This window comes from Geobacillus sp. PK12, from assembly GCF_004123125.1.
GTDB lineage: Bacteria > Bacillota > Bacilli > Bacillales > Anoxybacillaceae > Geobacillus > Geobacillus zalihae.
This window is the reverse complement of record NZ_SDKL01000002.1, coordinates 138,354-160,567: the sequence shown is the minus strand read 5'-3', so window position 1 is coordinate 160,567 and position 22,214 is coordinate 138,354. Positions and strand designations below refer to the sequence as shown.

At 50.2% G+C, this 22,214-nt stretch carries 22 protein-coding genes and 1 riboswitch; of the genes, 10 read left to right on the top strand and 12 right to left on the bottom strand.

The features are described 5' to 3' along the window. Positions 1 to 2 precede the first annotated feature (2 nt). Both ETR37_RS01205 and ETR37_RS01200 read right to left on the bottom strand, forming a co-directional pair. Complete coding sequence (locus ETR37_RS01205; protein WP_129446801.1) at positions 3 to 644, bottom strand: LysE family translocator; 642 nt, start codon at positions 642 to 644, stop codon at positions 3 to 5. Between the two features lie 26 nt (positions 645 to 670). Next, positions 671 to 1,279, bottom strand: a complete 609-nt coding sequence (locus tag ETR37_RS01200; RefSeq protein ID WP_129446800.1) for an FMN-binding negative transcriptional regulator — start codon at positions 1,277 to 1,279, stop codon at positions 671 to 673. A gap of 120 nt (positions 1,280 to 1,399) precedes the next feature. On the opposite strand from ETR37_RS01200, the gene pdxR reads away from it, so the two are divergent. From pdxR to ETR37_RS01180, 4 genes are all read left to right on the top strand, one after another. Further along, the gene (pdxR, locus tag ETR37_RS01195; RefSeq protein ID WP_129446799.1) at positions 1,400 to 2,779 is read left to right on the top strand and encodes a MocR-like pyridoxine biosynthesis transcription factor PdxR; all 1,380 of its coding nucleotides are present in this window, start codon (positions 1,400 to 1,402) and stop codon (positions 2,777 to 2,779) included. 165 nt (positions 2,780 to 2,944) lie between these two features. After that, entirely contained in the window at positions 2,945 to 3,670 is a 726-nt protein-coding gene (locus ETR37_RS01190) for an ABC transporter ATP-binding protein (RefSeq protein WP_129446798.1), read from the top strand. Positions 3,671 to 3,674: 4 nt separating this feature from the next. Continuing rightward, positions 3,675 to 4,454 carry an ABC transporter permease gene (locus tag ETR37_RS01185; protein ID WP_240673862.1) on the top strand — a complete coding sequence of 260 codons (780 nt, stop codon included), beginning with the start codon at positions 3,675 to 3,677 and terminating at the stop codon, positions 4,452 to 4,454. Between the two features lie 359 nt (positions 4,455 to 4,813). After that, positions 4,814 to 5,317 (top strand): DUF1572 domain-containing protein, encoded by a 504-nt coding sequence (locus ETR37_RS01180; protein WP_060787859.1) that lies wholly within the window; start codon positions 4,814 to 4,816, stop codon positions 5,315 to 5,317. 127 nt (positions 5,318 to 5,444) lie between these two features. On the opposite strand, the gene ETR37_RS01175 is transcribed toward ETR37_RS01180, so the two are convergent. The 7 genes from ETR37_RS01175 to ETR37_RS19010 form a co-directional block, all read right to left on the bottom strand. Beyond that, positions 5,445 to 5,762, bottom strand: coding sequence for a hypothetical protein (locus ETR37_RS01175; protein WP_015374082.1), 318 nt, complete (start codon positions 5,760 to 5,762; stop codon positions 5,445 to 5,447). Between the two features lie 425 nt (positions 5,763 to 6,187). Further along, positions 6,188 to 7,261, bottom strand: coding sequence for an ABC transporter substrate-binding protein (locus ETR37_RS01170; RefSeq protein ID WP_015374081.1), 1,074 nt, complete (start codon positions 7,259 to 7,261; stop codon positions 6,188 to 6,190). Then, a complete protein-coding gene (locus ETR37_RS01165; protein ID WP_015374080.1) occupies positions 7,262 to 8,065 on the bottom strand; it encodes an ABC transporter permease in 804 nt (267 codons plus the stop codon). It abuts the gene before it with no gap. Beyond that, positions 8,062 to 8,871, bottom strand: a complete 810-nt coding sequence (locus tag ETR37_RS01160; RefSeq protein ID WP_011230227.1) for an ABC transporter permease — start codon at positions 8,869 to 8,871, stop codon at positions 8,062 to 8,064. The genes ETR37_RS01165 and ETR37_RS01160 overlap by 4 nt, the downstream gene beginning before the upstream one ends. Continuing rightward, positions 8,868 to 9,929 (bottom strand): ABC transporter ATP-binding protein, encoded by a 1,062-nt coding sequence (locus ETR37_RS01155; RefSeq protein WP_041470407.1) that lies wholly within the window; start codon positions 9,927 to 9,929, stop codon positions 8,868 to 8,870. Before ETR37_RS01155 ends, ETR37_RS01160 begins: the two co-directional genes overlap by 4 nt. Positions 9,930 to 10,051: 122 nt before the next feature. Next, a complete protein-coding gene (locus ETR37_RS01150; protein ID WP_011230225.1) occupies positions 10,052 to 10,702 on the bottom strand; it encodes an ABC transporter ATP-binding protein in 651 nt (216 codons plus the stop codon). A gap of 191 nt (positions 10,703 to 10,893) precedes the next feature. Continuing rightward, entirely contained in the window at positions 10,894 to 11,064 is a 171-nt protein-coding gene (locus tag ETR37_RS19010; protein ID WP_015374078.1) for a hypothetical protein, read from the bottom strand. A gap of 307 nt (positions 11,065 to 11,371) precedes the next feature. Continuing rightward, positions 11,372 to 11,474: riboswitch (SAM riboswitch) on the top strand. Between the two features lie 71 nt (positions 11,475 to 11,545). On the opposite strand from ETR37_RS19010, the gene ETR37_RS01145 reads away from it, so the two are divergent. Both ETR37_RS01145 and metH read left to right on the top strand, forming a co-directional pair. Further along, positions 11,546 to 13,393 carry a bifunctional homocysteine S-methyltransferase/methylenetetrahydrofolate reductase gene (locus tag ETR37_RS01145; RefSeq protein WP_129446796.1) on the top strand — a complete coding sequence of 616 codons (1,848 nt, stop codon included), beginning with the start codon at positions 11,546 to 11,548 and terminating at the stop codon, positions 13,391 to 13,393. Continuing rightward, positions 13,386 to 16,796, top strand: a complete 3,411-nt coding sequence (metH, locus tag ETR37_RS01140) for a methionine synthase (protein ID WP_129446795.1) — start codon at positions 13,386 to 13,388, stop codon at positions 16,794 to 16,796. Before ETR37_RS01145 ends, metH begins: the two co-directional genes overlap by 8 nt. A gap of 147 nt (positions 16,797 to 16,943) precedes the next feature. Here the strand turns inward: metH and ETR37_RS01135 are convergent, their stop codons facing one another. After that, complete coding sequence (locus ETR37_RS01135; protein ID WP_020754586.1) at positions 16,944 to 17,363, bottom strand: type II toxin-antitoxin system VapC family toxin; 420 nt, start codon at positions 17,361 to 17,363, stop codon at positions 16,944 to 16,946. Between the two features lie 24 nt (positions 17,364 to 17,387). Then, positions 17,388 to 17,681 carry an AbrB/MazE/SpoVT family DNA-binding domain-containing protein gene (locus ETR37_RS01130; RefSeq protein WP_033005228.1) on the bottom strand — a complete coding sequence of 98 codons (294 nt, stop codon included), beginning with the start codon at positions 17,679 to 17,681 and terminating at the stop codon, positions 17,388 to 17,390. A 230-nt stretch (positions 17,682 to 17,911) separates the two neighbouring features. Here ETR37_RS01130 and ETR37_RS01125 point away from each other — a divergent pair, with 230 nt between their 5' ends. The 4 genes from ETR37_RS01125 (at position 17,912) to ETR37_RS01110 (ending at position 20,557) form a co-directional block, all read left to right on the top strand. Further along, positions 17,912 to 18,775: an SDR family oxidoreductase gene (locus tag ETR37_RS01125; protein WP_129446794.1), complete on the top strand. Its 864-nt coding sequence runs from the start codon at positions 17,912 to 17,914 to the stop codon at positions 18,773 to 18,775. A gap of 259 nt (positions 18,776 to 19,034) precedes the next feature. Next, positions 19,035 to 19,436, top strand: a complete 402-nt coding sequence (locus tag ETR37_RS01120; protein WP_129446793.1) for a sialidase family protein — start codon at positions 19,035 to 19,037, stop codon at positions 19,434 to 19,436. Positions 19,437 to 19,550: 114 nt separating this feature from the next. Continuing rightward, a complete protein-coding gene (locus ETR37_RS01115; protein ID WP_129446792.1) occupies positions 19,551 to 20,072 on the top strand; it encodes a response regulator in 522 nt (173 codons plus the stop codon). A gap of 80 nt (positions 20,073 to 20,152) precedes the next feature. After that, the gene (locus ETR37_RS01110; protein ID WP_240673861.1) at positions 20,153 to 20,557 is read left to right on the top strand and encodes a sensor histidine kinase; all 405 of its coding nucleotides are present in this window, start codon (positions 20,153 to 20,155) and stop codon (positions 20,555 to 20,557) included. A 296-nt stretch (positions 20,558 to 20,853) separates the two neighbouring features. Here ETR37_RS01110 and ETR37_RS01105 read toward each other — a convergent pair whose 3' ends face one another. After that, positions 20,854 to 22,197, bottom strand: coding sequence for an MFS transporter (locus ETR37_RS01105; RefSeq protein WP_129446790.1), 1,344 nt, complete (start codon positions 22,195 to 22,197; stop codon positions 20,854 to 20,856). Positions 22,198 to 22,214: the final 17 nt, after the last annotated feature.

Here is a 22,214-nt window from a genome sequence, read left to right as displayed (position 1 = left end):
CCTTACGGTTTCGAAGGGTTCGCCAATGCGGAGAATAGTCCTAACAAGATATAACAACAGCCCGCCACCCGGTTCATCACCTTCACACTTCCTTTCTTGGCAGCCAGCCGTTTTCGGATGCCCGCGGCCAACATGGCATACAAGCTGTCATTCAGCAAGGCGAGAACAACAAATATCTCCCCCAAAAGCAAAAATTGACCAGCCACCGATCCAGCAGAAGGCGAAATAAATTGGGGAAAAAAGGCAAGAAAAAAGAGCGCTGTTTTTGGATTGGTCACTTCGACAAATAGAGATTCGTAAAACACTTGCGCCAATGTTTTCTCCTTGGCCTTCGTGTTCGGGATTTCCTCATCCTTGGTGGAAGCAAAAAATAACGTTTTGCCTCCCAAATAGATAAGATAAACGGCTCCTAAATATTTGATCATCGTAAAGGCAGCCGCCGATGTCATCAAAATCGCGGAAACGCCCACGGCTCCAAGGATAACATGGACAGCGCCCCCAAAAGCTACGCCGAGCACCGATACAACCCCTGCTTTCGTTCCTTGGCTCATGCTCCTAGCCATGATGTACAATACTGCCGGTCCGGGGACGATGAGCAGCGCCATGGCTGCCACTATAAACACACCGATCGCCGCAAGATCCATCACATCTCACTCCTTCATTTTCTATTTCACTGCTGTTGCTTTTTCATCAGGAAAACGATTCGCTTTTCGTTTTCAAATGGCATTTGCTCGAGCTGCTTGATGATCCGTTCTTGTCGGTGTGCAGGATGGTTTTGGCTCAACTTGGCTTTTCCTTCGATTCGTTTGATGATGATTTTGAAAGCTTGAATTCCTTTGTTCATGCCGGACAGCATCCTAGAATCGACCTCTGACAGCTGGTAACGGCTGCCCGGTGCTTCGTATTTTTCTACCATATCGTGCAGCGACTGCATGATTTCTTCTTCATCGTCGATCAACTCCACGTTCCCATACACATGGACGGCCACATAATTCCATGTTGGCACCGCCTGGTTCGTTTCATACCAAGAAGGAGAAATATAACAATGCGGACCGTGGAAAATCGCCAAGACCGTCTGATGTTGAATGTCGTTCCATTGCGGATTCGAACGGGCAAAATGGCCGTACAAACACGTTTTCTCTCGATCGAGCAACAGCGGCAAATGGGTGGCAAACAGCTCCCCTTGATGCATCGACACCAAGGTGGCAAAACTGTTCTCCTCGATCACCTCATAGACGACAGACATATCGTTGATGACAAAATGCTTCGGAATATACATCAGTCCTCTCCCCCCATCTTTTCAATTACAGCATTCCATTGTTCACAATGTATAATATAATCAAAACTGACATAAAAAAAGTGACAATAACAAAAAAATAAACATGTCAGGAGGATGAACATGAAGACGATCATTTTTGACTTGAAGGACGGCTCGCCTAAATACAAGCAAATCTACGAAAAATTGAAATCATTGATTGAACAAGGCGACATTCGAGCTAATGAGCCGCTTCCTTCCATTCGCCAACTCGCCGAATCATTAAATGTCAGCCGGAACACAACTTTAATGGCTTACGAACAACTGGTAGCGGAAGGATATATTCGCGCGGAAAAACGAAAAGGGTATTTTGCCAATGAAGTGGAACCTCTTTTCATTCCAAAAGCCCGCATTTCTGCACGCCAATCGGCAAGGGAAGCAACAACGTCCGTTGTTGTCGATTTTCGCGCCGATACCGTCGATGCCGATCATTTCCCCGTTAAAGCATGGAGAAGAATTTCCAATCAAGTATTGGCGGCCAAAGGATGTTTTCGCTATGGGGATCCGTTTGGGGAATTATGCTTGCGCAAACAAATCTCCATCTATCTTCTCGAATCCCGCGGGGTGATCACAGAGCCAAACGCCATCATCATTGGAAGCAGCACACAGCAAATGCTTCTCTCCCTTGGCCATATTCTAAAAGATGAGTTCAACAGCGTGATCGTCGAAGACCCTGGCTATGACGGCGCCAGAGAAGCGTTTTTGTTTCACCGCTTTCAGCTGGAAACGGTGCCTGTTTCCGAAACCGGCATCGATCTTTCGCCGCTCGAGAACAGGCGATCGCGGCTCATCTATGTCACCCCTTCGCATCAAAGCCCCATGGGAGTCAGCATGCCGATCCAGCAGCGGCACAGGCTCATTCAATGGGTGAACAACGTCGATGGCTATATTATCGAGGACGATTACGACAGCGAATTCCGTTACACGCAAAAGCCGTTTCCTGCTCTTTCCTCCATTGATTCGTCAAGAGTCATTTATCTGGGCAATTTCTCAAAATCGTTTCTGCCTGGGATTCGCTTAAGTTACATGGTGTTGCCGCCGTCGCTTTTGGACCGTTATCAGCAGCGGTTTCGCCTTTTCGAAAGCACTGCGTCCATCCTCAGCCAATTGGCGATGGCCAAATTTATGGAGGAGGGGGAATGGGGCCGCCATATTAAACGCATGCGCCTCGTGTATAGACGAAAAATGGAGCACTTAACATCACTGCTGCGAAAAGCATTTGGAGATATGATCTCCATTATTGGCGAACAGTCCGGTTTATACGTGTTAATCAAAGTTCAGTCGGATTGTACAGAAGAACAGTTGCTTCAGCGCGCCCTATCGTGTGGGGTAAAAGTGTATCCCACTTCGCGCTATTTTGTGAACCAACAGCCGGACCAACCCATGATCAAGATCGGTTTTAGCGGCTTGTCGCTCGAGGATATTGAGCTTGGAGTCCAACTGCTCAAAAAAGCGTGGTGTTGACGACGACTTCAAGGAAAACGACCCTCTTTTTACACAAGCTCCCGGAGTCCCTGTCTTGGCGTGTATTTTTGATCGGTTTCTAATGTCACGTTAATTTTAAATATTTACTTTTTTTCTTTTTTTGTATAATGCAATTAAATACAGGAAAAGAAAGGGTAGAAAAAAATGATCACCGTGCAAGACGTAAACAAAATCTATCCGCCAAACCGCCAAGTATTACATGATGTCTCTCTCGAACTGGTTGAAGGGGATCGGCTTATTCTGTTAGGGCCGAATGGAGCCGGAAAAACTACTTTAATAAGGTGCATCATCGGGCTTACCGCACCAGACAGCGGCAGCATCTATGTCAATGGAGTGGATGTTGTCCGCCATCCAGATGAAGCACGCGAGTCGATTGCGGTCGTATTTGAAGAAGCTGACAACTCCTATTCCTATTTAACTGTTTTGGAAAATCTCTTATACTTCGGCTTGCTGAACAAATGGAGTCGTGCTGAAGCAAAACGAAGAGCCGAACGAATGATGGCCGTGTTGAATCTAACCCCATACGCTGAGCGTCTTACCCAAACCCTTTCACGCGGGATGAAACAAAAACTGGCATTTGCGATCGCCTTAATGAAAGGAGCGCCGTTTTTGTTCCTTGATGAGCCGACTCTTGGCCTTGATGTGGAGTCGCAGCATCATATCCGAACCATGTTAACGGAAGAAAGCCAATGGTGGAAAGCCGTTCTCATCACCACCCATGACATTCCTTTTGCCCACGCCGTTGGAAATAAGTTTGTCTTTATCCAAGACGGAAAAATCGTTTGGAGCGGCACAAAAGAACATTTTTCCACTCCAGCCGACCTTGAAACTCATTTTTTGGCCGCTGTTCGTTCCAACCTATCCGTCTAAGGAGGTGAGTCGGTTGTCCCCGCAAATTTTGAATGTCGTATGGGCGTCCTTTTTGAAAAAAAGGGCAGAGTATCGCCGGTATTGGTTCGATTTTACCGTTGGACTTATCATTAAATTTGTCTTTTTTCTCGGCACGCTGTACGCAAGCCCGATACAGACCGGAAAAGAAGCGACGGTCAAACTGTTCGGTTTCAGCCTTTGGTACTTAAGCGCTCATTTGATCTCGAAGCTCGGCAACACGGTGATCGAAGAAGCGTATCTCGGCACCGCCGAGCAAGTGCTTTCCACCAAGACTGCTCCATGGAAAATTTTGATCGGCGTAGTGATCGCTGAAATCGCGTTATCGTCCATGTGGGTGACGCTCTTTTTCATTTGTGCGGCTTTGATGATCGGATTTTCCGAAATTCTCTCGGGAATCGCATCCATGATAACGGAGATCGTCATCTTTGGCGGCGTCAGCCTCATCGGGATGACGGGAATCGGCGTGTTCATTTTAGGGCTGTCCCTTCGCTTAAAGCAAGTGGGAGCCGTTACCGAGGTGCTGCTTTATTATTTATTGATCTTCTCAGGATTTTTTCTATCTTCGAATGTATTGCCGACAGCGTTTCATATTCTCAACTGCTTTTCTCCTCTTTCTTGGGCCGTGCAAGGAGTGAATGAAGGATGGCCCGTATTCTTTCCTGCTCTCGGTATCTCGCTATTCTGGCTGGCCATGGGCTCATTGGTCTTGAAGCAACAATGGCATTGGGCGAGAAAAAATGGAAAAATCGGAAGCTACGTCTAAAAGAGTGGACGTTATCCCTCACCTTTTGCACCCTTTCGGCGAAAATCGAGAGGATGTTTTCGCGACCATGCCGAATGAATCCTCGGCACTCAGGGAAAGCAAAGGAGTTTTCATAACACGGACATCTTGCGCGAAGAGAGCTCTCTTTATTCCGACGCCGGCTGCGAACATCAGTTGATCAACACGGGCAAAGAAGCGTGCCGCTATGATCAGATTATTCACTCGCCTGCTTCGAAAACATGACCCATAGTCATGTCCGCCCAAGGCGTTGCTTTTTTTTTTTTTGCCGTCACATAGAAAGAAATCACCGCATCGACGGCGAATAAAAGAGATGGCATTTCTTTGACGGAGGTGTGTGAATGAACATCGGCCAAGAATATTTGCGAGTGGTGCGCGCGCGCTTTCTCGACATGAAAAAGACCGCCGAACGGGCTATGGACCAATGTTCGGAGGAACAGCTGTTCCATTGCTTTCATGAGGAGACAAACAGCATCGCCATCATTGTCAAACATATGAGCGGAAATATGGTGTCGCGCTGGACAGACTTTTTGTCATCGGATGGGGAAAAACCGGACCGAAACCGCGATGATGAGTTTATTAACGACTTCCATACGCGCAAAGAAGTCATGGATTGCTGGGAAAAGGGGTGGTCTGCTTTCTTTCAGACGCTGAACGAACTGCAAGAAACGGATTTGTTGCGGACGGTCACGATCCGCGGCGAACCCCATTCCGTCATCGAAGCCATTGAGCGGCAAATGTACCATTATTCGTATCATATCGGGCAAATCGTCTATATCGCGAAACAGCTGAACACAAACAACTGGAAAACACTGACCATACCAAGAAATCGAAAAACAACATAGGCAACTCCTTACTCGAATCATCTTGCAAACGCCATCCACCCCTCGGAACCGTCAGCCGATAAAGGTGGATGGCTTCTTTTTGTTGCTTGTTGTTCCTTCCCAATCCTATCGCTTATCGGGATCACGGTCAGCGCCTTGAAAGTTTCACAATACCGACCAACAAACAAACCATCCCCGCTCCCCACGCCATCCCCGCCTTGCCAAGAAGGAGGGAGATTTCTTCGGATGCCTGCGCATGGGTAAGATCAAAGGAAATCGCCTTCAGCGCAAATGAAACAGCCAGAGACAGCAACAAGAAATGGGCCAATATCCACAGAAACACTCGCCCTTCTCGATTCCTTCGCCAAAGAAAAACGATTGTCACAACCGCGATCAACATCACAACCGAAAAGCCGCCGATGAGCATATCCATCACATTTTCTTCCATAGGCAAATGATTGGGCAACGTTCCCACCTCCTCTTTTTCATCATATCATGTCTTTCTATTCTTCTTCCCTGCGTCCGATCCCTTCTTGTATGTGAAGCCGCCCATGGGCTTCTTCGTTCCCGCGTGCTAGGGAAGCGGCGCAACCCTTTACGCAAACGACAAGCAGGCGCCCATCTCCCTATTACAGAGGGCGGCGCCTGCTCTGATTGTATAGATGCAATGTAAAGCTTTAACTTTACCGGTCATTGCATCCGATTGTCGAGTGACCGAACAACGCCGCTTAAAGACCCAGGAATGGGTCTGTGAAGCGAGTCGTTGTTCGGTCTTCCGTCACGCTAAAGCGTGACGGAGGCAAGCCTGTGGCTTGTGCCTTCGACAGTCAAAAATGGATAAGCCACTTTTTCGTCAAGGATATGTGAAACGATTTCGTTGCATCTATATGGTTACTTTTGCTGCATCTTAAACTCCAAAAACAGCTCGTTGTAGTAGGCGAGCATGTGTTTTCCTAAGTTTTCGTACACTTCGAGATGCCCTGCTGAATCCAAATCGGGGTAAAAGCGCCGATCGCCCGCGATGTCTTTTGGCAAATAGCGAAGCGCCTTTTTATTCGGCGTCGAATAGCCGACATACTCGGCGTTTTGCGCCGCGTGTTTCGGGTCGAGCATAAAGTTGATGAACGCGTGCGCTCCTTCGATGTTTTTCGCTGTTTTCGGAATGACCATGTTGTCAAACCATAAGTTGGAGCCTTCTTTCGGCACGACATAGTCGAGCTTATCGTTTTCGGCAATGATTTCGGCCGCGTCGCCTGACCAGACGACGCCGATGGCCGCTTCCTCGTCGGCGAGAAGCAGCTTGATTTCATCGCCGACAATCGCCTTCACGTTCGGCATAAGCCGGTCGAGCTTCCGCTTCGCTTCTTGCAAATGGGCTTTGTTCGTGTCATTCAGCGAATAGCCGAGGCTGTTCAACGCCATCCCCATCACTTCCCGCGCCCCGTCGACAAGCAAAATTTGATTGCGCAAGCTTGGATCCCATAAGTCGTTCCAGCTCGTCATTCTTTTGCCGCCAAGCATCTCGCGGTTGTAGACGATGCCGACCGTTCCCCAAAAATACGGCACTGAATACCGGTTGTGCGGGTCAAACGGCAAGTTGAGAAACCGCGGTTCGATATATTGCAAATTGGGAAGCTTTCGGTGATCAAGCGGCAGAAGCAGCTTTTCCTCGATCATTTTGCTGATGGCGTAATCGGACGGAACGGCGACATCAAACGTCGCCCCGCCTTGGGCGATTTTCGCCATCATCGCCTCGTTGGAATCGAACGTTTGGTAAATCACTTTCCACCCTGTCTCTTTTTCAAACTCTCGAATGAGCGCAGGGTCGATGTAATCGCCCCAGTTGTAAACGGTCACCGTTTTGCCTCCGCCGTACCCTTCCGCTTCGTTCAACCGGTGGGTGATGAACATGAGGACGAACGCCGCGATAAACACGGCCGCAAACCCTTGGACAAGCCGTTTCACCTACTTTCGCCCCCCTATCCCGTACATTCGGCCGCCTTTTTGGCTGAGCACATAATAACCGATGACAAGCAGCATCGTAAATAAAAATAACAGCGTCGACAGGGCGTTAATGGACAGCGAAATGCCTTGGCGCGCCCGCGAATAAATTTCCACCGACAGCGTCGAGAATCCATTTCCCGTGACAAAAAACGTCACGGCGAAGTCATCGAGCGAATACGTAAGCGCCATGAAAAAGCCCGCCCATATGCTTGGCGCCAAAAACGGCAGCACGACGCTTGACAGCACTTGCCAAGGCCCTGCTCCTAAATCTCTAGCCGCATCAATCAGCGTCGGGCTCATTTCCTCGAGTTTCGGCAGCACCATCAACACGACAATCGGCACGCTAAAAGCGATATGGGACAACAGCACAGATGTAAACCCTAGTTGAATGCCAGCGATCGTAAACAACAGCAAAAACGAAGCGCCGATGATGACGTCTGGGCTGACGATCAGCACGTTGTTGAGAGCGAGAAGAGCGTTTTTCGTTCGCTGCCGCTTGACATAGTAAATGGCGAGCGCCCCGATGACCCCAAGTATGGTCGCGACCGCCGCCGACAGCAGCGCGATGACGATTGTATTCAAAACGATGATGAGCAAGCGGTCGTCGGACAGCACGTCGCGGTACCACTTCAACGTGAACGATTGAAAATCGTGCATCGTCCCGCCGCTGTTGAACGAATAATACATCAAATACACAATCGGCGTATACATCACGGCAAACACGGCTAACAGGTACACACGTCCCCACCAATGCGTCCGTTTCATCGGCTTCCCTCTTTTCTTCCACTTCCTGTCAGGCCGACGATGACCGCCATCGCGATCATTAACACAACAGCGATCGTCGCCCCCATTCCCCAGTTTTGGGTGACAAGAAAATGCTGTTCAATGGCGGTGCCGAGCGTAATGACGCGGTTGCCAGCGACAAGGCGCGTAATCATAAACAACGACAACGACGGGATGAACACCGCTTGGCAGCCGGCCTTCACCCCACTAAGCGTGAGCGGGAAAACGACGCGGCGGAACGTCGTCCACGCTGAAGCGCCTAAATCGCGGGCGGCATCGACAAGCGATGGCGGCAGCTCCTCCAGCGCGTTGAAAATCGGCAGCACCATAAACGGAATAAAAATGTACACCGACACAAACACAAAACTGAAATCGGTAAACAACAGCTGCCGCGCTCCAATGCCAAGCGTCTGCAACAGGGCGTTGGCCAGCCCGTACGTGCCGAGCAGCCCTAAAAACGCATACACCTTCAGCAGCAAATTCACCCACATCGGCAAGATGAGCAACAACAGCCATAACTGCTTGTGCCTCGTCTTTGTCAGCCAATAGGCGGTCGGATAGCCAATCAACAGCGACACAAGAGTAATCAAAAACGCGTACCAAAACGAATACGCCATCATTTTTAAATAAATGGGCGTCAACACGTTTTCATAATTCGCCACCGTCCAATGTCCGTCTATATCCAAAAACGATTCATATAATAAAAAGACGATCGGAGCGATGACAAACAACACCAACCAAATGCCATAAGGGATTAAATACCAGTTTCGCCACGCCCGTTCCGTCATGCGCCCTCATCCTCCCTTTCGACTCGCATGACGTGAATCGCTTCCGGTTCAAAACGGAGGCCGACCGTTTCCCCGACTTCCGCCTTTTTCGTCGAATGGACAAGCCATTCGTTGCCGTTTTCATCATAGCCGCAAATTTCGTAATGGACGCCGCGGAATAAGAGCGAATCGACGCGGATGACGATCTGCCCGTCTTCCGGCGCTGCGAGTTCCAAATCTTCCGGGCGGATGACGACATCAACCGGTTCGTTCGGGGCAAAGCCGCGGTCAACGCAAACAAACCGCTTGCCCGCGAATTCGACGAGGAAATCGTCGATCATGCGCCCCGACAAAATGTTCGATTCCCCGATGAAATCGGCGACGAATCGGTTGATGGGCTCGTCGTAAATGTCTTTCGGCGTCCCGAACTGCTGAATTTTCCCTTTATTCAGAACAAAAATGTAATCGGACATCGCCAACGCTTCTTCTTGATCATGCGTGACAAAAATGAACGTAATCCCTAAGCGGCGCTGCAGTTCGCGAAGTTCATACTGCATTTCCGTGCGCAGCTTCAAATCCAAGGCCGATAGCGGCTCATCCAAGAGCAACACTTCTGGCTCATTCACAATCGCCCGCGCAATCGCGACGCGCTGACGCTGGCCGCCGGACATCTCTTGAATGCGGCGGCGCTCATAGCCTTCCAAGTTGACAAACCGGAGCGCTTCGCTCACTTTTTGGCGGATGTCCGCTTCTTTCATCTTTTTCACGCGCAAGCCAAATGCCACGTTTTCAAACACATCGAGGTGAGGAAACAACGCATAGTCTTGAAAGACAGTGTTGACTTGCCGTTTGTTCGGCGGGACGTTTTGAATCGGCTTCCCGTGGAAATAAATCGTTCCTTCCGTCGGTTCGATAAACCCGGCAATCAGCCGCAAAATCGTCGTCTTCCCGCACCCTGACGGGCCAAGCAGCGTATAAAACTTCCCGCGCTCCATCGCAAAACTGACGTCATCCAATACGACCGTTCCGTCGTATTCCTTCGTCACTCGCTCGAAGCGGATGATCTCTTCCCCGTTCACTTCCAGCCCCCCGTCTTCTTGATGTTCACTATTCCTAATTAGAACATAGGAGAGTGGAAAGTGCAACGGAAAAATCCTTGATCACACGTATGAAAACTGAATTTTTCCTGAAGATCCCGCCGTCATTTTTCTATTTTATCTTCATTGTTTGGACGTGTAAGCGAGATTATGCGGGAGCCAGGGAAGCGCTCTTGATGAACGTGAGAAGCAATGAGATAAGCATGTTGACGGTCGCCTTGAATCCACTCCGCCAACCGATCGCGACTTAGCCTATCAAGGGAATTGAACGGTTCATCCATCAAATACAATTCGACCGGGCGGGCTAAAGCAATCGCAATATGCAGTTTTTGTTTTGTTCCTAATGAATACTGATCCACCGGGAGCGGGAGCATCTCCTCCATTCCAAGCAGACTGCATAATTCGTTCGCTTTGCGGACGTACTGTTGATCCAGCTTCCATAAAAGCCGGAAACATTCGATATTTTCATAACCCGTCAATTTTGAAAACATGACAGTCTCGGATGTCACATAAGACAAATGAGCGCGCATGTCGGGAAGCTGAATCGGATTGCCTTTATAAAAGGCTTGATAATGCAGCTCTCCTTTATCGAGCAATCCCGAAATAATATGCAAAAGAGTCGTTTTCCCCACTCCATTGGGGCCGGTGAGAAGCACGGTCTCCCCTGAAAAAATGGAAAATGAGAATTGCTGAAAAATCGTGGCTCCCCCATCATAGCGATACGTCAAGTTTTGCAATGAAAATAACGGTTCCATCTATTTCTTCCCCTTTTCCTGCTTGGCTCTTCACCAAAAGTTGTACTTGATTTTTTCTGAACTCTATTTACGCTTGTAAGGGAAAATCAACAAATCAGTGATTTTTTCAAATCTTTGTGCAGGAAGCTGTATTGCTTGTCAAGTACATGTTGTGGTGAAGAGCCAAAACTTTTTTCAAAAACATTCTGTGTCTATCTCATCCTTCGCACTAAACGAGAATAAACCCCGCCGTAAAGCAGCACCAATACAATAAATCCTATTTTGATGGGCATGCTGGCCGCTTTTAGGCGAAAAGCAACTCCAATCAACACAACAAGCGGCAGGCTAATCAGAATAAAATACGGCCACGACCATTGTTTCACCCACTTCACTCCTGTCTGCGATGCGGTTTCTAGTAAATTCCTTGTTAATATCATCCATTTTAATCATACACCTTGACTCTAAAAAAAAAGAGAAATCGTTCGACAATTTTGTCTTTTTTACATATTTCGACATATTTCATGCTATTGAAATGAAACAGAGATGCTTTTAAGAGCTTGGTACAAGGTAAGCGTTGATCCGAGAAATTCTTTTTTGAAATTTCCTTGCTTCACCGTATTGAATAATTTCGAAAAATACATTAAATTATATAGTAATCATCAAAACGCTGCCGAACAATTGCATACGACATTCTTATCAAGAGAGGGGGAGGGACTGGCCCGGTGAACCCTCAGCAACCTGGCCCGCGGCCAAGGTGCTAAATCCAGACAGGCGGAAGCCTGGAAGATAAGAAGAAGCGAATGAAAAGTCTTCTTCTTATAGAAGGCTTTTTTCTTTTACTACGGAGAAACGGGGGAATCGAACGTGGGATTGCTGGATGAGTTGAAAGAGCGCATTCTCATCGCCGACGGGGCGATGGGAACGCTTTTATATTCGCACGGCATTGACCGTTGTTTTGAAGAATTGAATCTATCCAATCCAGATGAAATCGTCCATATTCATGAAGCGTATATCGCCGCGGGCGCCGACGTCATTCAGACGAATACATACGGCGCCAACTATGTGAAACTCGCCCGCTACGGCCTTGAAGATGAGGTGCCGGCCATCAACCGCGCGGCGGTGCGGCTCGCCAGGCAAGCGGCGAACGGGCGGGCGTACGTGCTCGGGACGATCGGGGGGCTACGCACGTTAAACAAAAGCGTCGTCACGCTCGAAGAAGTGAAACGGACGTTTCGCGAGCAGCTGTTTGTGCTGCTGGCTGAAGGGGTTGATGGCGTGCTGTTCGAGACGTATTACGATTTGGAAGAGTTGGAGACGGTGCTTGCCATCGCCCGCAAAGAAACGGATTTGCCGATCATCGCCCATGTGTCGCTCCATGAAGTCGGCGTTTTGCAAGACGGCACGCCGCTCGCGGACGCCCTTGCCCGCCTAGAGGCGCTCGGAGCCGATGTCGTCGGACTGAACTGTCGTCTCGGTCCATATCATATGCTTCGGTCGCTCGAGGAAGTGCCGCTGCCGAAGCAGGCGTTTTTGTCGGCGTATCCGAACGCCAGCCTCCCGGATTACCGCGATGGCCGGCTTGTCTATGAGACGAACGCGGAATATTTTGAAGAGGCGGCCAAAGCGTTCCGCGATCAAGGGGTGCGCTTGATCGGCGGGTGCTGCGGCACGACGCCGAAACATATTGAGGCAATGGCAAAGGCGCTCGCCGACCGGACGCCGGTGACGGAAAAAACGGTGAAGCGGCGCACGGCATCTGTATCGGTGCAAGCCGATCGGCCCGCGCCGACTCCGCTTCCCGAGCTCGCCCGCACGCGCCGCTCGGTCATTGTCGAACTCGATCCGCCGAAGCAACTCGGCATTGACAAGTTTCTCGCTGGGGCGAAAGCGCTCCATGACGCTGGCATCGACGCGCTGACGTTAGCTGACAACTCACTTGCCACGCCGCGCATCAGCAACGCCGCTGTCGCCACGATCATCAAGGAGCGGCTCGGCGTCCGCCCGCTTGTGCATATTACATGCCGCGATCGCAATTTGATCGGCTTGCAGTCGCATTTGATGGGCTTGCATACGCTCGGCATCACCGATGTGCTCGCCATTACCGGCGACCCGTCGAAAATCGGCGACTTCCCAGGAGCAACGTCGGTGTATGATTTATCATCGTTCGATTTGATCCGCTTGATCCGCCAGTTTAACGAAGGGCTGTCGTACTCGGGCAAACCGCTTGGGCAAAAAACGAACTTCTCGATCGGCGCTGCGTTCAACCCGAACGTCCGCCATTTGGATAAAGCAGTTGAGCGAATGGAGAAAAAAATTCAATGCGGCGCCCACTATTTCTTGACCCAGCCGATTTACTCGGAAGAGAAAATCGTTGAAGTGCACGAAGCGACCAAGCATCTTGACACACCGATTTACATCGGCATTATGCCGCTTGTGAGCGCGCGCAACGCCGACTTTTTGCATCATGAAGTGCCGGGCATTACGCTCTCTGACGAGATTCGCGCCCGCATGGCCGCCTGCAGCGGTGACCCGGTGCAAGCAGCCAAGGAAGGCATCGCTATCGCCAAATCGCTCATTGACGCTGCGTTTGATTTGTTTAACGGCATTTATTTGATCACGCCGTTCTTGCGCTACGACATGACGGTCGAGCTCGTCCGCTACATTCACGAAAAAGAAGCGGCCGCCAAAGAAAGGAAGGTTGTTCATGGCTAACGTCACCTTAGAACAGCAACTGCAAAGAAAAATTCTTGTCATCGATGGCGCCATGGGCACGATGATCCAAAGCGCCAACCTATCGGCCGCCGACTTTGGCGGCGAGGCGTATGAAGGGTGCAACGAATATTTGACCCTCACCGCCCCGCATGTCATCCGCCGCATTCATGAAGCGTACCTAGAAGCCGGTGCTGATATCATTGAAACGAACACGTTCGGAGCGACACGCATCGTGCTTGACGAATATGGCCTCGGTCATTTGGCGCTTGAGCTGAACATCGAAGCGGCCAAACTCGCCAAACAAACGGCTGAGTCGTTCTCCACCCCGGACTGGCCGCGCTTTGTCGCTGGTTCGATGGGGCCGACGACGAAAACGTTGTCGGTGACAGGCGGCGCGACCTTTGAGGAACTCGTCGCCGCCTACGAAGAACAAGCGCGCGGGCTGCTGTTGGGCGGCGTCGATCTTCTGTTGCTGGAGACGTGCCAAGATACGCTGAATGTCAAAGCCGGTTTTCTCGGCATTTCGAAGGCGTTTGAAGCGGTCGGTCGCCGCGTGCCGCTCATGATTTCCGGCACGATCGAACCGATGGGCACGACACTCGCCGGGCAGGCGATCGATGCGTTTTTCATCTCGGTGCGCCATATGAAGCCGATCGCCGTCGGCTTAAACTGCGCGACAGGCCCCGAGTTTATGACCGACCATTTGCGCACGCTCGCCTCGCTCGCTGACACGGCGGTCAGCTGCTACCCGAACGCCGGTCTGCCGGATGAGGAAGGCCGCTATCATGAAACGCCGGAGATGTTGGCAGAGAAAATCCGCCGCTTTGCCGAAAAGGGATGGATCAACATCGTCGGCGGGTGTTGCGGCACGACGCCGGATCATATCCGCGCCATTGCCGAAGCGGTGCGTGATCTCCCGCCGCGGGCGATTCCGTCTTCGTTTGATGTCCACGCCGTTTCCGGCATCGAGGCGCTCATCTATGATGAAACGATGCGTCCGCTCTTTGTCGGCGAGCGGACAAACGTGATCGGCTCGCGCAAATTCAAGCGCCTCATCGCCGAAGGGAAATACGAAGAAGCGGCGGAAATCGCCCGCGCCCAAGTGAAAAACGGCGCCCATGTCATCGACATTTGCCTCGCCGACCCAGACCGCGACGAACTCCATGACATGGAGCAGTTCGTCCGCGAAGTCGTGAAAAAAGTGAAAGTGCCGCTTGTCATCGATTCGACCGACGAGCGCGTCATTGAACGCGCCCTCACCTATTCGCAAGGAAAAGCGATCATTAACTCGATCAACTTGGAAGACGGCGAGGAGCGGTTTGCAAAAGTCGTGCCGCTGCTTCATCAATACGGCGCCGCCGTCGTCGTCGGCACGATCGATGAACAGGGAATGGCGGTCACCGCCGAACGGAAGTTGGAAATCGCCTTGCGTTCGTATGACTTGCTGGTGAACCGCTACGGCGTCCCCGAGCGCGACATCATTTTCGACCCGCTCGTCTTCCCGGTCGGCACCGGCGATGAGCAATACATCGGCGCGGCGAAAGAAACCATTGAGGGCATCCGCCTCATTAAAGAGCGGCTGCCTCATTGCTTGACGATGCTTGGCATCAGCAACGTCTCGTTCGGCTTGCCGCCGGCCGGGCGCGAGGTGCTCAACTCCGTCTTTTTGTACCATTGCACGCAAGCCGGGCTCGATTACGCCATCGTCAACACCGAGAAATTGGAGCGGTTCGCCTCGATTCCGGAAGAGGAAGTGCGAATGGCTGAGGCGCTTCTTTTTGACACAAACGACGAAACATTAAACGCCTTTATCGAATTTTACCGAAGCAAAATCACCGCCGCCAAACCGGCGCAGACGAACTTGAGCTTGGAAGAGCGGCTCGCCCGCTACGTTATTGAAGGGTCGAAAGACGGGCTCATTCCCGATTTGGAAAAGGCGCTTGAGACCTACTCCGATCCGCTGTCCATCATCAACGGTCCGCTCATGGCCGGCATGGATGAAGTCGGGCGGCTGTTCAACAACAACCAGCTTATCGTCGCTGAAGTATTGCAAAGCGCGGAAGTGATGAAAGCAGCGGTCGCCTTTTTAGAGCCGTATATGGAAAAGAAAGAAGGAAGCACAAAAGGAAAAGTCATTCTCGCCACCGTCAAAGGCGATGTGCATGACATCGGCAAAAACTTGGTCGACATCATTTTAAGCAACAACGGCTACGAGGTGATCGACCTCGGCATTAAAGTCGCTCCGCAGCAACTCATTGAAGCGGTGCGCGAACATCAGCCGGACATCATCGGGTTGTCGGGCTTGCTTGTGAAATCGGCTCAACAGATGGTCGTCACCGCCCAAGACTTGCGCCAAGCGGGCATCTCGACCCCGATTTTAGTCGGCGGCGCCGCCTTGACGCGCAAATTTACCGAAAACAAAATCGCGCCCGAATACGACGGCATCGTCTTGTACGCAAAAGACGCCATGGACGGGCTCGCCCTTGCCAACCAAATCCAGCAGGGCGAGATTGACTACAAGAAAAAAGAAACGGCCGAAAGCGAGCCAACGCGGCAAACGACGGTGGTCACAGCGGTCAAATCGAACGTCTCGACCGACGTTCCCGTCTACATCCCAGCCGATCTCGAGCGCCACGTGCTGCGAAACGTGCCGCTTGACCACATTTTGCCGTACGTCAACTGGCAAATGGTGCTCGGCCACCACCTCGGCTTGAAAGGAAAAGTGAAACGGTTGCTTGAAGAGAAAGACGAAAAAGCGTTGGCGTTAAAAGCGGTCATCGACGAACTCGTCCACGAAGCGAAAGAGCGCCGCTGGATTCAGCCTGCCGGCGTCTACCGCTTCTTCCCGGCGCAAAGCGACGGCAACCGGGTTTACATTTACGATCCGACTGACGGCAAAACAGTGCTCGAGATGTTCGACTTTCCGCGCCAGCCGCGGGCGCCGCATCTTTGCCTCGCCGATTATTTGAAATCGAAAGAAAGCGGCGAAATGGATTACGTCGGTTTGTTCGCCGTCACCGCCGGGCATGGCGTCCGCGAACTCGCCCAGCGCTGGAAGGAAGAAGGCGAATTTTTGAAAAGCCATGCCATCCAAGCGTTGGCGCTCGAGATTGCCGAAGGGTTCGCTGAACGAATCCATCAAATTATGCGCGACCGCTGGGGCTTCCCGGACGACCCGGATTTCACGATGGAAGAGCGCTTTGCCGCCAAATACCAAGGCCAGCGCTACTCGTTCGGCTACCCGGCCTGTCCGAACTTGGAAGACCAAGAGAAACTGTTCCGTCTGCTTCATCCAGAAGACATCGGCATCCGTCTCACCGACGGCTATATGATGGAACCCGAAGCATCGGTTTCGGCGATCGTCTTCGCCCATCCAGAGGCACGGTATTTCAATGTGTTATAAGCAAAATGAGAAACGAGCTGGGCTATGTGAACCAGCTCGTTTGCTTTTTTTACGCACCTTGGCGTTTCCCGTTTTGCAGCAAAAAAAGACGGGGATTGGCGCTCTGGGAAAATCGCGATGTTTGTTCAAGTGTCAACCATCATTGATTCAAATGATGGATTCAGGCATATAGCATTCCACGCCAAGCCGACGAAAATCTTTTTCGTTCCAGGTGATGATCCCTTGGATGGATGCAGTGTGCTGCGCCAGCGCCGAAAGATACGCGTCAGCAAAATCGACACTGCAACGGGCGTAATCGTCCAATGCCTTTCCAACAACTTCTTTGTCTATCGTCTTAATACAAGAAGCCTCCATGATTTGCTTCAGCTTACTTGCGATTTCTCCTTTCGTATACCCGTACCGTTTCGACTCGAGCACCCAGCAGCATTCCGCCACGACAAGAGGATGCAATAGAAACGCAAATTCACCGTTGACCGCCTTTTCAAATACCCGATAGGCAACCAAAGATTGTTCTTCATCGTCATTGGTTAAAAAACGAATGATGATGTTCGTATCTAAAATATACACCTTTCATCCTCTTCTCCCTATCATCTACTCCACGTCTTTTTCCCTCTTGGACATCCGTTCCTCTTTCGCCTGTTTGCGAATATCCTCCCATGTCATCGGACGACTGTCCCCCCTAGGCGGCATGGTGCCGAACAAAGATAGCAACGCATCTTTCTTTTTCACCTTTAACGTCACCTCTTGATTTTCCCCATAAACAAACGCGACTTGGTCTCCCGGTTCTGCCCCAAGCACTTCTCTGATCTTCATTGGAATCGTCACTTGATGTTTCGAAGAAAGTGTGGAGTAATACGTATACGTTTCATGTGAGGATGGCTTCATCACAAATCCTCCTTCCCTCTTTGCTAATCATTTTATCTTTGCTTAATCAAAAAGTAAAGATTGTCTAATCCCCCAAGACTTCTATGGCAAGAAACGAAAAAACAGAAGAGAAAAACATGTTCCCCAAATTTCCAGATCTATTGAACAGCACGGTCCATCCCCTCTTCACACATAATTCCCCTCCTCCGTCCCATACTAACGATGACAATACATGCTAAGGAGGAACAAACATGGTCACAAAGCAACAAACGACGCTGCCCCCGCAGCACCAGACGCGCCAGCCCGGCCTGCAAACGGAGATGAACCCGCAGCCGGTCACCATCAAAGACACCTATAAAGGAAGCGGCAAGCTCGAAAACAGAGTCGCCATCATCAGCGGCGGCGACAGCGGCATCGGCCGGGCGGTCGCGGTCCATTTTGCCAAGGAAGGAGCCGATGTGGCGATCATCTATCTCAACGAACATGAAGACGCCAAAGAAACGAAACGGCTTGTCGAACAGGAAGGAAGACGGTGCCTGGCGATGGCGGGAGACATCGGGGATGAAGCGTTTTGCAAAGAAGCGGTGAAACAGACGATCGAAGCGTTCGGCAAGCTCGATATCGTCGTCAATAACGCCGCTGAACAGCACCCGCAGCCGAACTTTCTCAACATCACCGCCGCGCAGCTGGAAAAAACGTTTCGCACGAACGTATTCGGCTGCTTTTTCCTAACGAAAGCGGCGCTCCCGCACTTAAAGAACGGAAGCGCCATTATCAACACCGCTTCGGTCACCGCCTACGAAGGAAACGAACAGCTCATCGACTACTCGGCGACAAAAGGGGCGATCGTCGCCTTCACCCGCTCGCTCGCCAAAGCGCTCGTCGGCCAAGGCATTCGCGTCAATGGCGTCGCCCCAGGCCCGATTTGGACGCCGCTCATCCCGTCGACGTTCAAAAGCGAGCAAGTCGCCACATTCGGCGCCAACACCCCGATGAAACGTCCCGGCCAACCGTGCGAAGTCGCCCCGTGCTACGTCTTTTTGGCGAGCGACGAATCGTCGTATATGACCGGGCAAATGCTTCATGTAAATGGCGGCAAGTTCATCAGCGATTGACCGCAGCCACCGCTGTTGCCAATCATTTTTAACAAAATCGCGTTACCTTTTCTCACAAAAATATGGCGTGATTGTAAAAAAACGAGTACGATAAAGCTACGATGTTCCTCTACTTCTTTACAAGGTGCCCCTCTTCTCTCCGTCCACTCCGGAATGGGGTGGATTTTTTTTTCACGTTAAAGGTTCACTAAAGGTAGATCGTTTATCATCATAACTGTAAGGCGGCCGCTTACAACCATAATCTCAAGGAGGTATCACCATGCTCAACAAAGTATTATCTATGAAGACAGCCAAAACGAAAGCCGTCGCGATCACGCTCGGCACAGCACTTGTCACCTCGTTAGGAGCGGTAACAGGCTTTGCTGCAAATTCAATGAACACTTTACAGATTAAAGAAGAAAACGGAGTGAGAAGCTATTCAACAGACGACGGGAAAACTTGGACCCATACAGCACCTAAAGGGGCAACAATCAAAGGCGAAGATGGCAAAATAACCATTACCAACGGAGCCCCTCCGGAGGATGGAAAAGGAAATCAAATGTTGATCAAAGTGGAAGGAGGCATCAAGTACTATTCGACGGATGGAGGCAAGAGTTGGAGCCAAAATGCGCCTAAAGGGGTGACGGTGAACAACGATGGTTCTGTAGTGAAGAAAAATTAACCATCATGCGATTATGGAAAATACAGAGGAATCAGTTATTCCTTGACACATAGGGGCTTATCAACGCTCCTATGTGTCTTCGTTGGATCGGTCATCTGGCAAGGAGGCACACCCATGAGGATATTATTGGTTGAAGATGAAAAATATATAGCAGAAGCTGTCGCTCAAGTCTTAAAAAAGAACAACTACAGCGTCGATTTGGCATATGACGGCGAAAGCGGGCTGGATTGCGGGCTTTCAGGCATTTATGACATTATGATTCTTGATATCATGCTTCCGAAAATGGATGGCATCCGTGTACTTAAAGAGTGGCGCAAACACGGAATTGAAACGCCTGTTATATTATTAACTGCAAGAGGCGCCATCGAGGACAAGGTGCGCGGCCTTGACAGCGGTGCGGATGACTACTTGGCCAAACCTTTTCATATGGATGAATTGCTGGCCCGCTTGCGTGCATTGGCACGAAGAAAAACGGAATTGTTGATGCATGACGGTGCATTCCAATATGGAGATCTTGAATTGAATCCACACACCCTTCAGCTGAAATGCGGAAATCAGAAGACTTTCTTGACATTAAAGGAAGCTCAATTACTGGAGTTGTTGATAAAAAGGAACGGAATGACCTATTGTCTCTAGCACAAATGGAAGATATAAGTTTCGAAATAAAAAAAATTCCATTCAATATAAGCAACGCGATTCATGATGTGATATTGTCCATGGAAGCTGCCGTGACTGACAAACATATTCAGCTCACGTGTTCCATTGAACCTGACGTCATGATAAAAAGTGATCCAGAAAGAATCAAACAGGTGATCGCCATTTTATTTGAGAATGCCATCAAATATACAAATGAAAACGGGAAGATCGATCTATCTCTCATGAAATCAAAACGTCATATTGTATTTTCCATAAAAAACACCGGGAAAGGGATCGGGAAACAAGACTTGCCAAGGATATTTGACAGATTTTATCGCGCCGATCCTTCTAGAACGCAAGAAACAGACGGCTATGGGTTAGGTCTGTCCATTGCAAAAGCCATCATAGAGAGGCTGGGCGGAGAAATTCGAGCGGAAAGCGTAGAAAATGAATATGCCGCTTTTACATTGACACTTGGACTTTAGTGTATGGAGCACACCTTGTCAACAAGAGAATGCGTCCCATCTTCTTCAACTGCTTGAAGGATAGCAGAATGGGGGACGTTGTTGACGGCTTTTCCTTGACAGCGTCCCCCTCATTCCGTTTTGTCGTAAAACGATGAAACAGCACACGAACATCATGAATTCATAAGACTGATCGCGAAAAAGGGAAACATCACCAGAATCGATGGATAGAACCTGAAAATGCCTCCGCGGCTCCCCCTCTGTTTTAAGCAGTCAATAGTTCGGGGAATGCCACTGCATGTTTTCTATTCACCATCTCATGTGAAGAGCGTTTCCACCTCTTGCCCAGCAATCGCTATGTCTCGTTTTTTCTTGCGCACGCAAAGAACAGCCAAAGAAGCGATAACGCCTGGCAGCGCAAAAGCAACAAAGCACATGAAAATGGGGGCTTTCATTCCTAGCAGCACCCCGCCAAGCGTCGGGCCAACCATTCCTCCTAAGCGACCGACGCCATTGGCCAATCCAATGCCCGTAGAGCGGACATGGGCGGGATAATATTGCGAGACAAATGCATTCAACAAACTTTGCGTCCCCATTGTACAAACACCAGCTACCGCAATAAGCACATAGAGCCAAACTGTGCTCCCTTTCATTCCCATTAACGACAAGCAAATTGCGCCCACGATATACAAAGCCGCAATAAGCGGTTTGGAGCTTGCCATGCGATCGGCCATTCCACCAATGATCAACGTCCCGATCAAAGCGCCGCCGTTTAGAAAAATGGCAAATACCAAGCTAGAAACAAGCGGGTAACCGGCCGCTTCCATCAATTTCGGCAACCATGTATTCAATCCATAAATCATGAGAAGTCCCATAAAGTAGATGAGGCAAAACAAAATGGTCGTGACCGCTAAACCGTTTTGAAACAAACCGATAAACGGCACCTTTTCCTCTTTAAATGTTTGCTCGCCCACATCCGGAAGCGATTCATGGCTGTATGATTCATCGATTTTCCGTAGCACCTTCTCCAATTCCTCTCTTCTTCCACTCCGAAGCAAAAACTGAGGCGATTCCGGTAGCGCTTTCAACATAAACGGAACAATGACTAACGGAATGAAAGCGAACCATAAGACTGGACGCCATCCAATGTTGGGCAAACATACGACTGCAACAAGTGGCGCCAGGATCCCGCCTATTTGATTCCCGCATAACGCCAACGTAATCGACCGATTTTTATTCTTTTGCGGCATATATTCCGTTAACAGGGAAATGACGGCAGGCAACGCTCCCCCAAACCCGATTCCAGCCAAAAAGCGGCACCATGAGAACAAGGTCGGTTCTTGGGCAAAACCGGAAAGAGTTGTAGCAACACTAAAAAGCACGATCGATGCAACGATCAGCGGTTTTCGTCCAAAGCGATCTGCAAGCGCACTGAGCAAAATGGATCCAAACAGCATGCCAAACAATCCATAGCTGCCGATCACCCCAGCCTGAACAGGACTGAGCCCCCACTCTTTCGATAAAACAGGAACGACAGAACCATAGACGACTAAGTCATACCCCTCAAATGAAATCGTAAACAGCCCCCATAGCAACAAAACGGCATGAAAACGGTTAAAATGACGCGTATTGAGAAACGCCTGTACAGCCCCTTGATTCATCGTCTTCCTCTCCCCCA

What these genes read in the sequence shown, in the direction of transcription:
- metH (WP_129446795.1), top strand. Translation starts at nt 13,386, where the DNA reads ATGGCTAACGTCACCTTAGAACAGCAACTGCAAAGAAAAATTCTTGTC.
- ETR37_RS01205 (WP_129446801.1), bottom strand. Translation starts at nt 644, where the DNA reads ATGGATCTTGCGGCGATCGGTGTGTTTATAGTGGCAGCCATGGCGCTG.
- ETR37_RS01190 (WP_129446798.1), top strand. Translation starts at nt 2,945, where the DNA reads ATGATCACCGTGCAAGACGTAAACAAAATCTATCCGCCAAACCGCCAA.
- ETR37_RS01120 (WP_129446793.1), top strand. Translation starts at nt 19,035, where the DNA reads ATGCTCAACAAAGTATTATCTATGAAGACAGCCAAAACGAAAGCCGTC.
- ETR37_RS01125 (WP_129446794.1), top strand. Translation starts at nt 17,912, where the DNA reads ATGGTCACAAAGCAACAAACGACGCTGCCCCCGCAGCACCAGACGCGC.
- ETR37_RS01160 (WP_011230227.1), bottom strand. Translation starts at nt 8,871, where the DNA reads ATGACGGAACGGGCGTGGCGAAACTGGTATTTAATCCCTTATGGCATT.
- ETR37_RS01150 (WP_011230225.1), bottom strand. Translation starts at nt 10,702, where the DNA reads ATGGAACCGTTATTTTCATTGCAAAACTTGACGTATCGCTATGATGGG.
- ETR37_RS01110 (WP_240673861.1), top strand. Translation starts at nt 20,153, where the DNA reads ATGGAAGCTGCCGTGACTGACAAACATATTCAGCTCACGTGTTCCATT.
- ETR37_RS01165 (WP_015374080.1), bottom strand. Translation starts at nt 8,065, where the DNA reads ATGAAACGGACGCATTGGTGGGGACGTGTGTACCTGTTAGCCGTGTTT.
- ETR37_RS01105 (WP_129446790.1), bottom strand. Translation starts at nt 22,197, where the DNA reads ATGAATCAAGGGGCTGTACAGGCGTTTCTCAATACGCGTCATTTTAAC.
- ETR37_RS01130 (WP_033005228.1), bottom strand. Translation starts at nt 17,681, where the DNA reads ATGAAGCCATCCTCACATGAAACGTATACGTATTACTCCACACTTTCT.
- pdxR (WP_129446799.1), top strand. Translation starts at nt 1,400, where the DNA reads ATGAAGACGATCATTTTTGACTTGAAGGACGGCTCGCCTAAATACAAG.
- ETR37_RS01200 (WP_129446800.1), bottom strand. Translation starts at nt 1,279, where the DNA reads ATGTATATTCCGAAGCATTTTGTCATCAACGATATGTCTGTCGTCTAT.
- ETR37_RS01115 (WP_129446792.1), top strand. Translation starts at nt 19,551, where the DNA reads ATGAGGATATTATTGGTTGAAGATGAAAAATATATAGCAGAAGCTGTC.
- ETR37_RS01180 (WP_060787859.1), top strand. Translation starts at nt 4,814, where the DNA reads ATGAACATCGGCCAAGAATATTTGCGAGTGGTGCGCGCGCGCTTTCTC.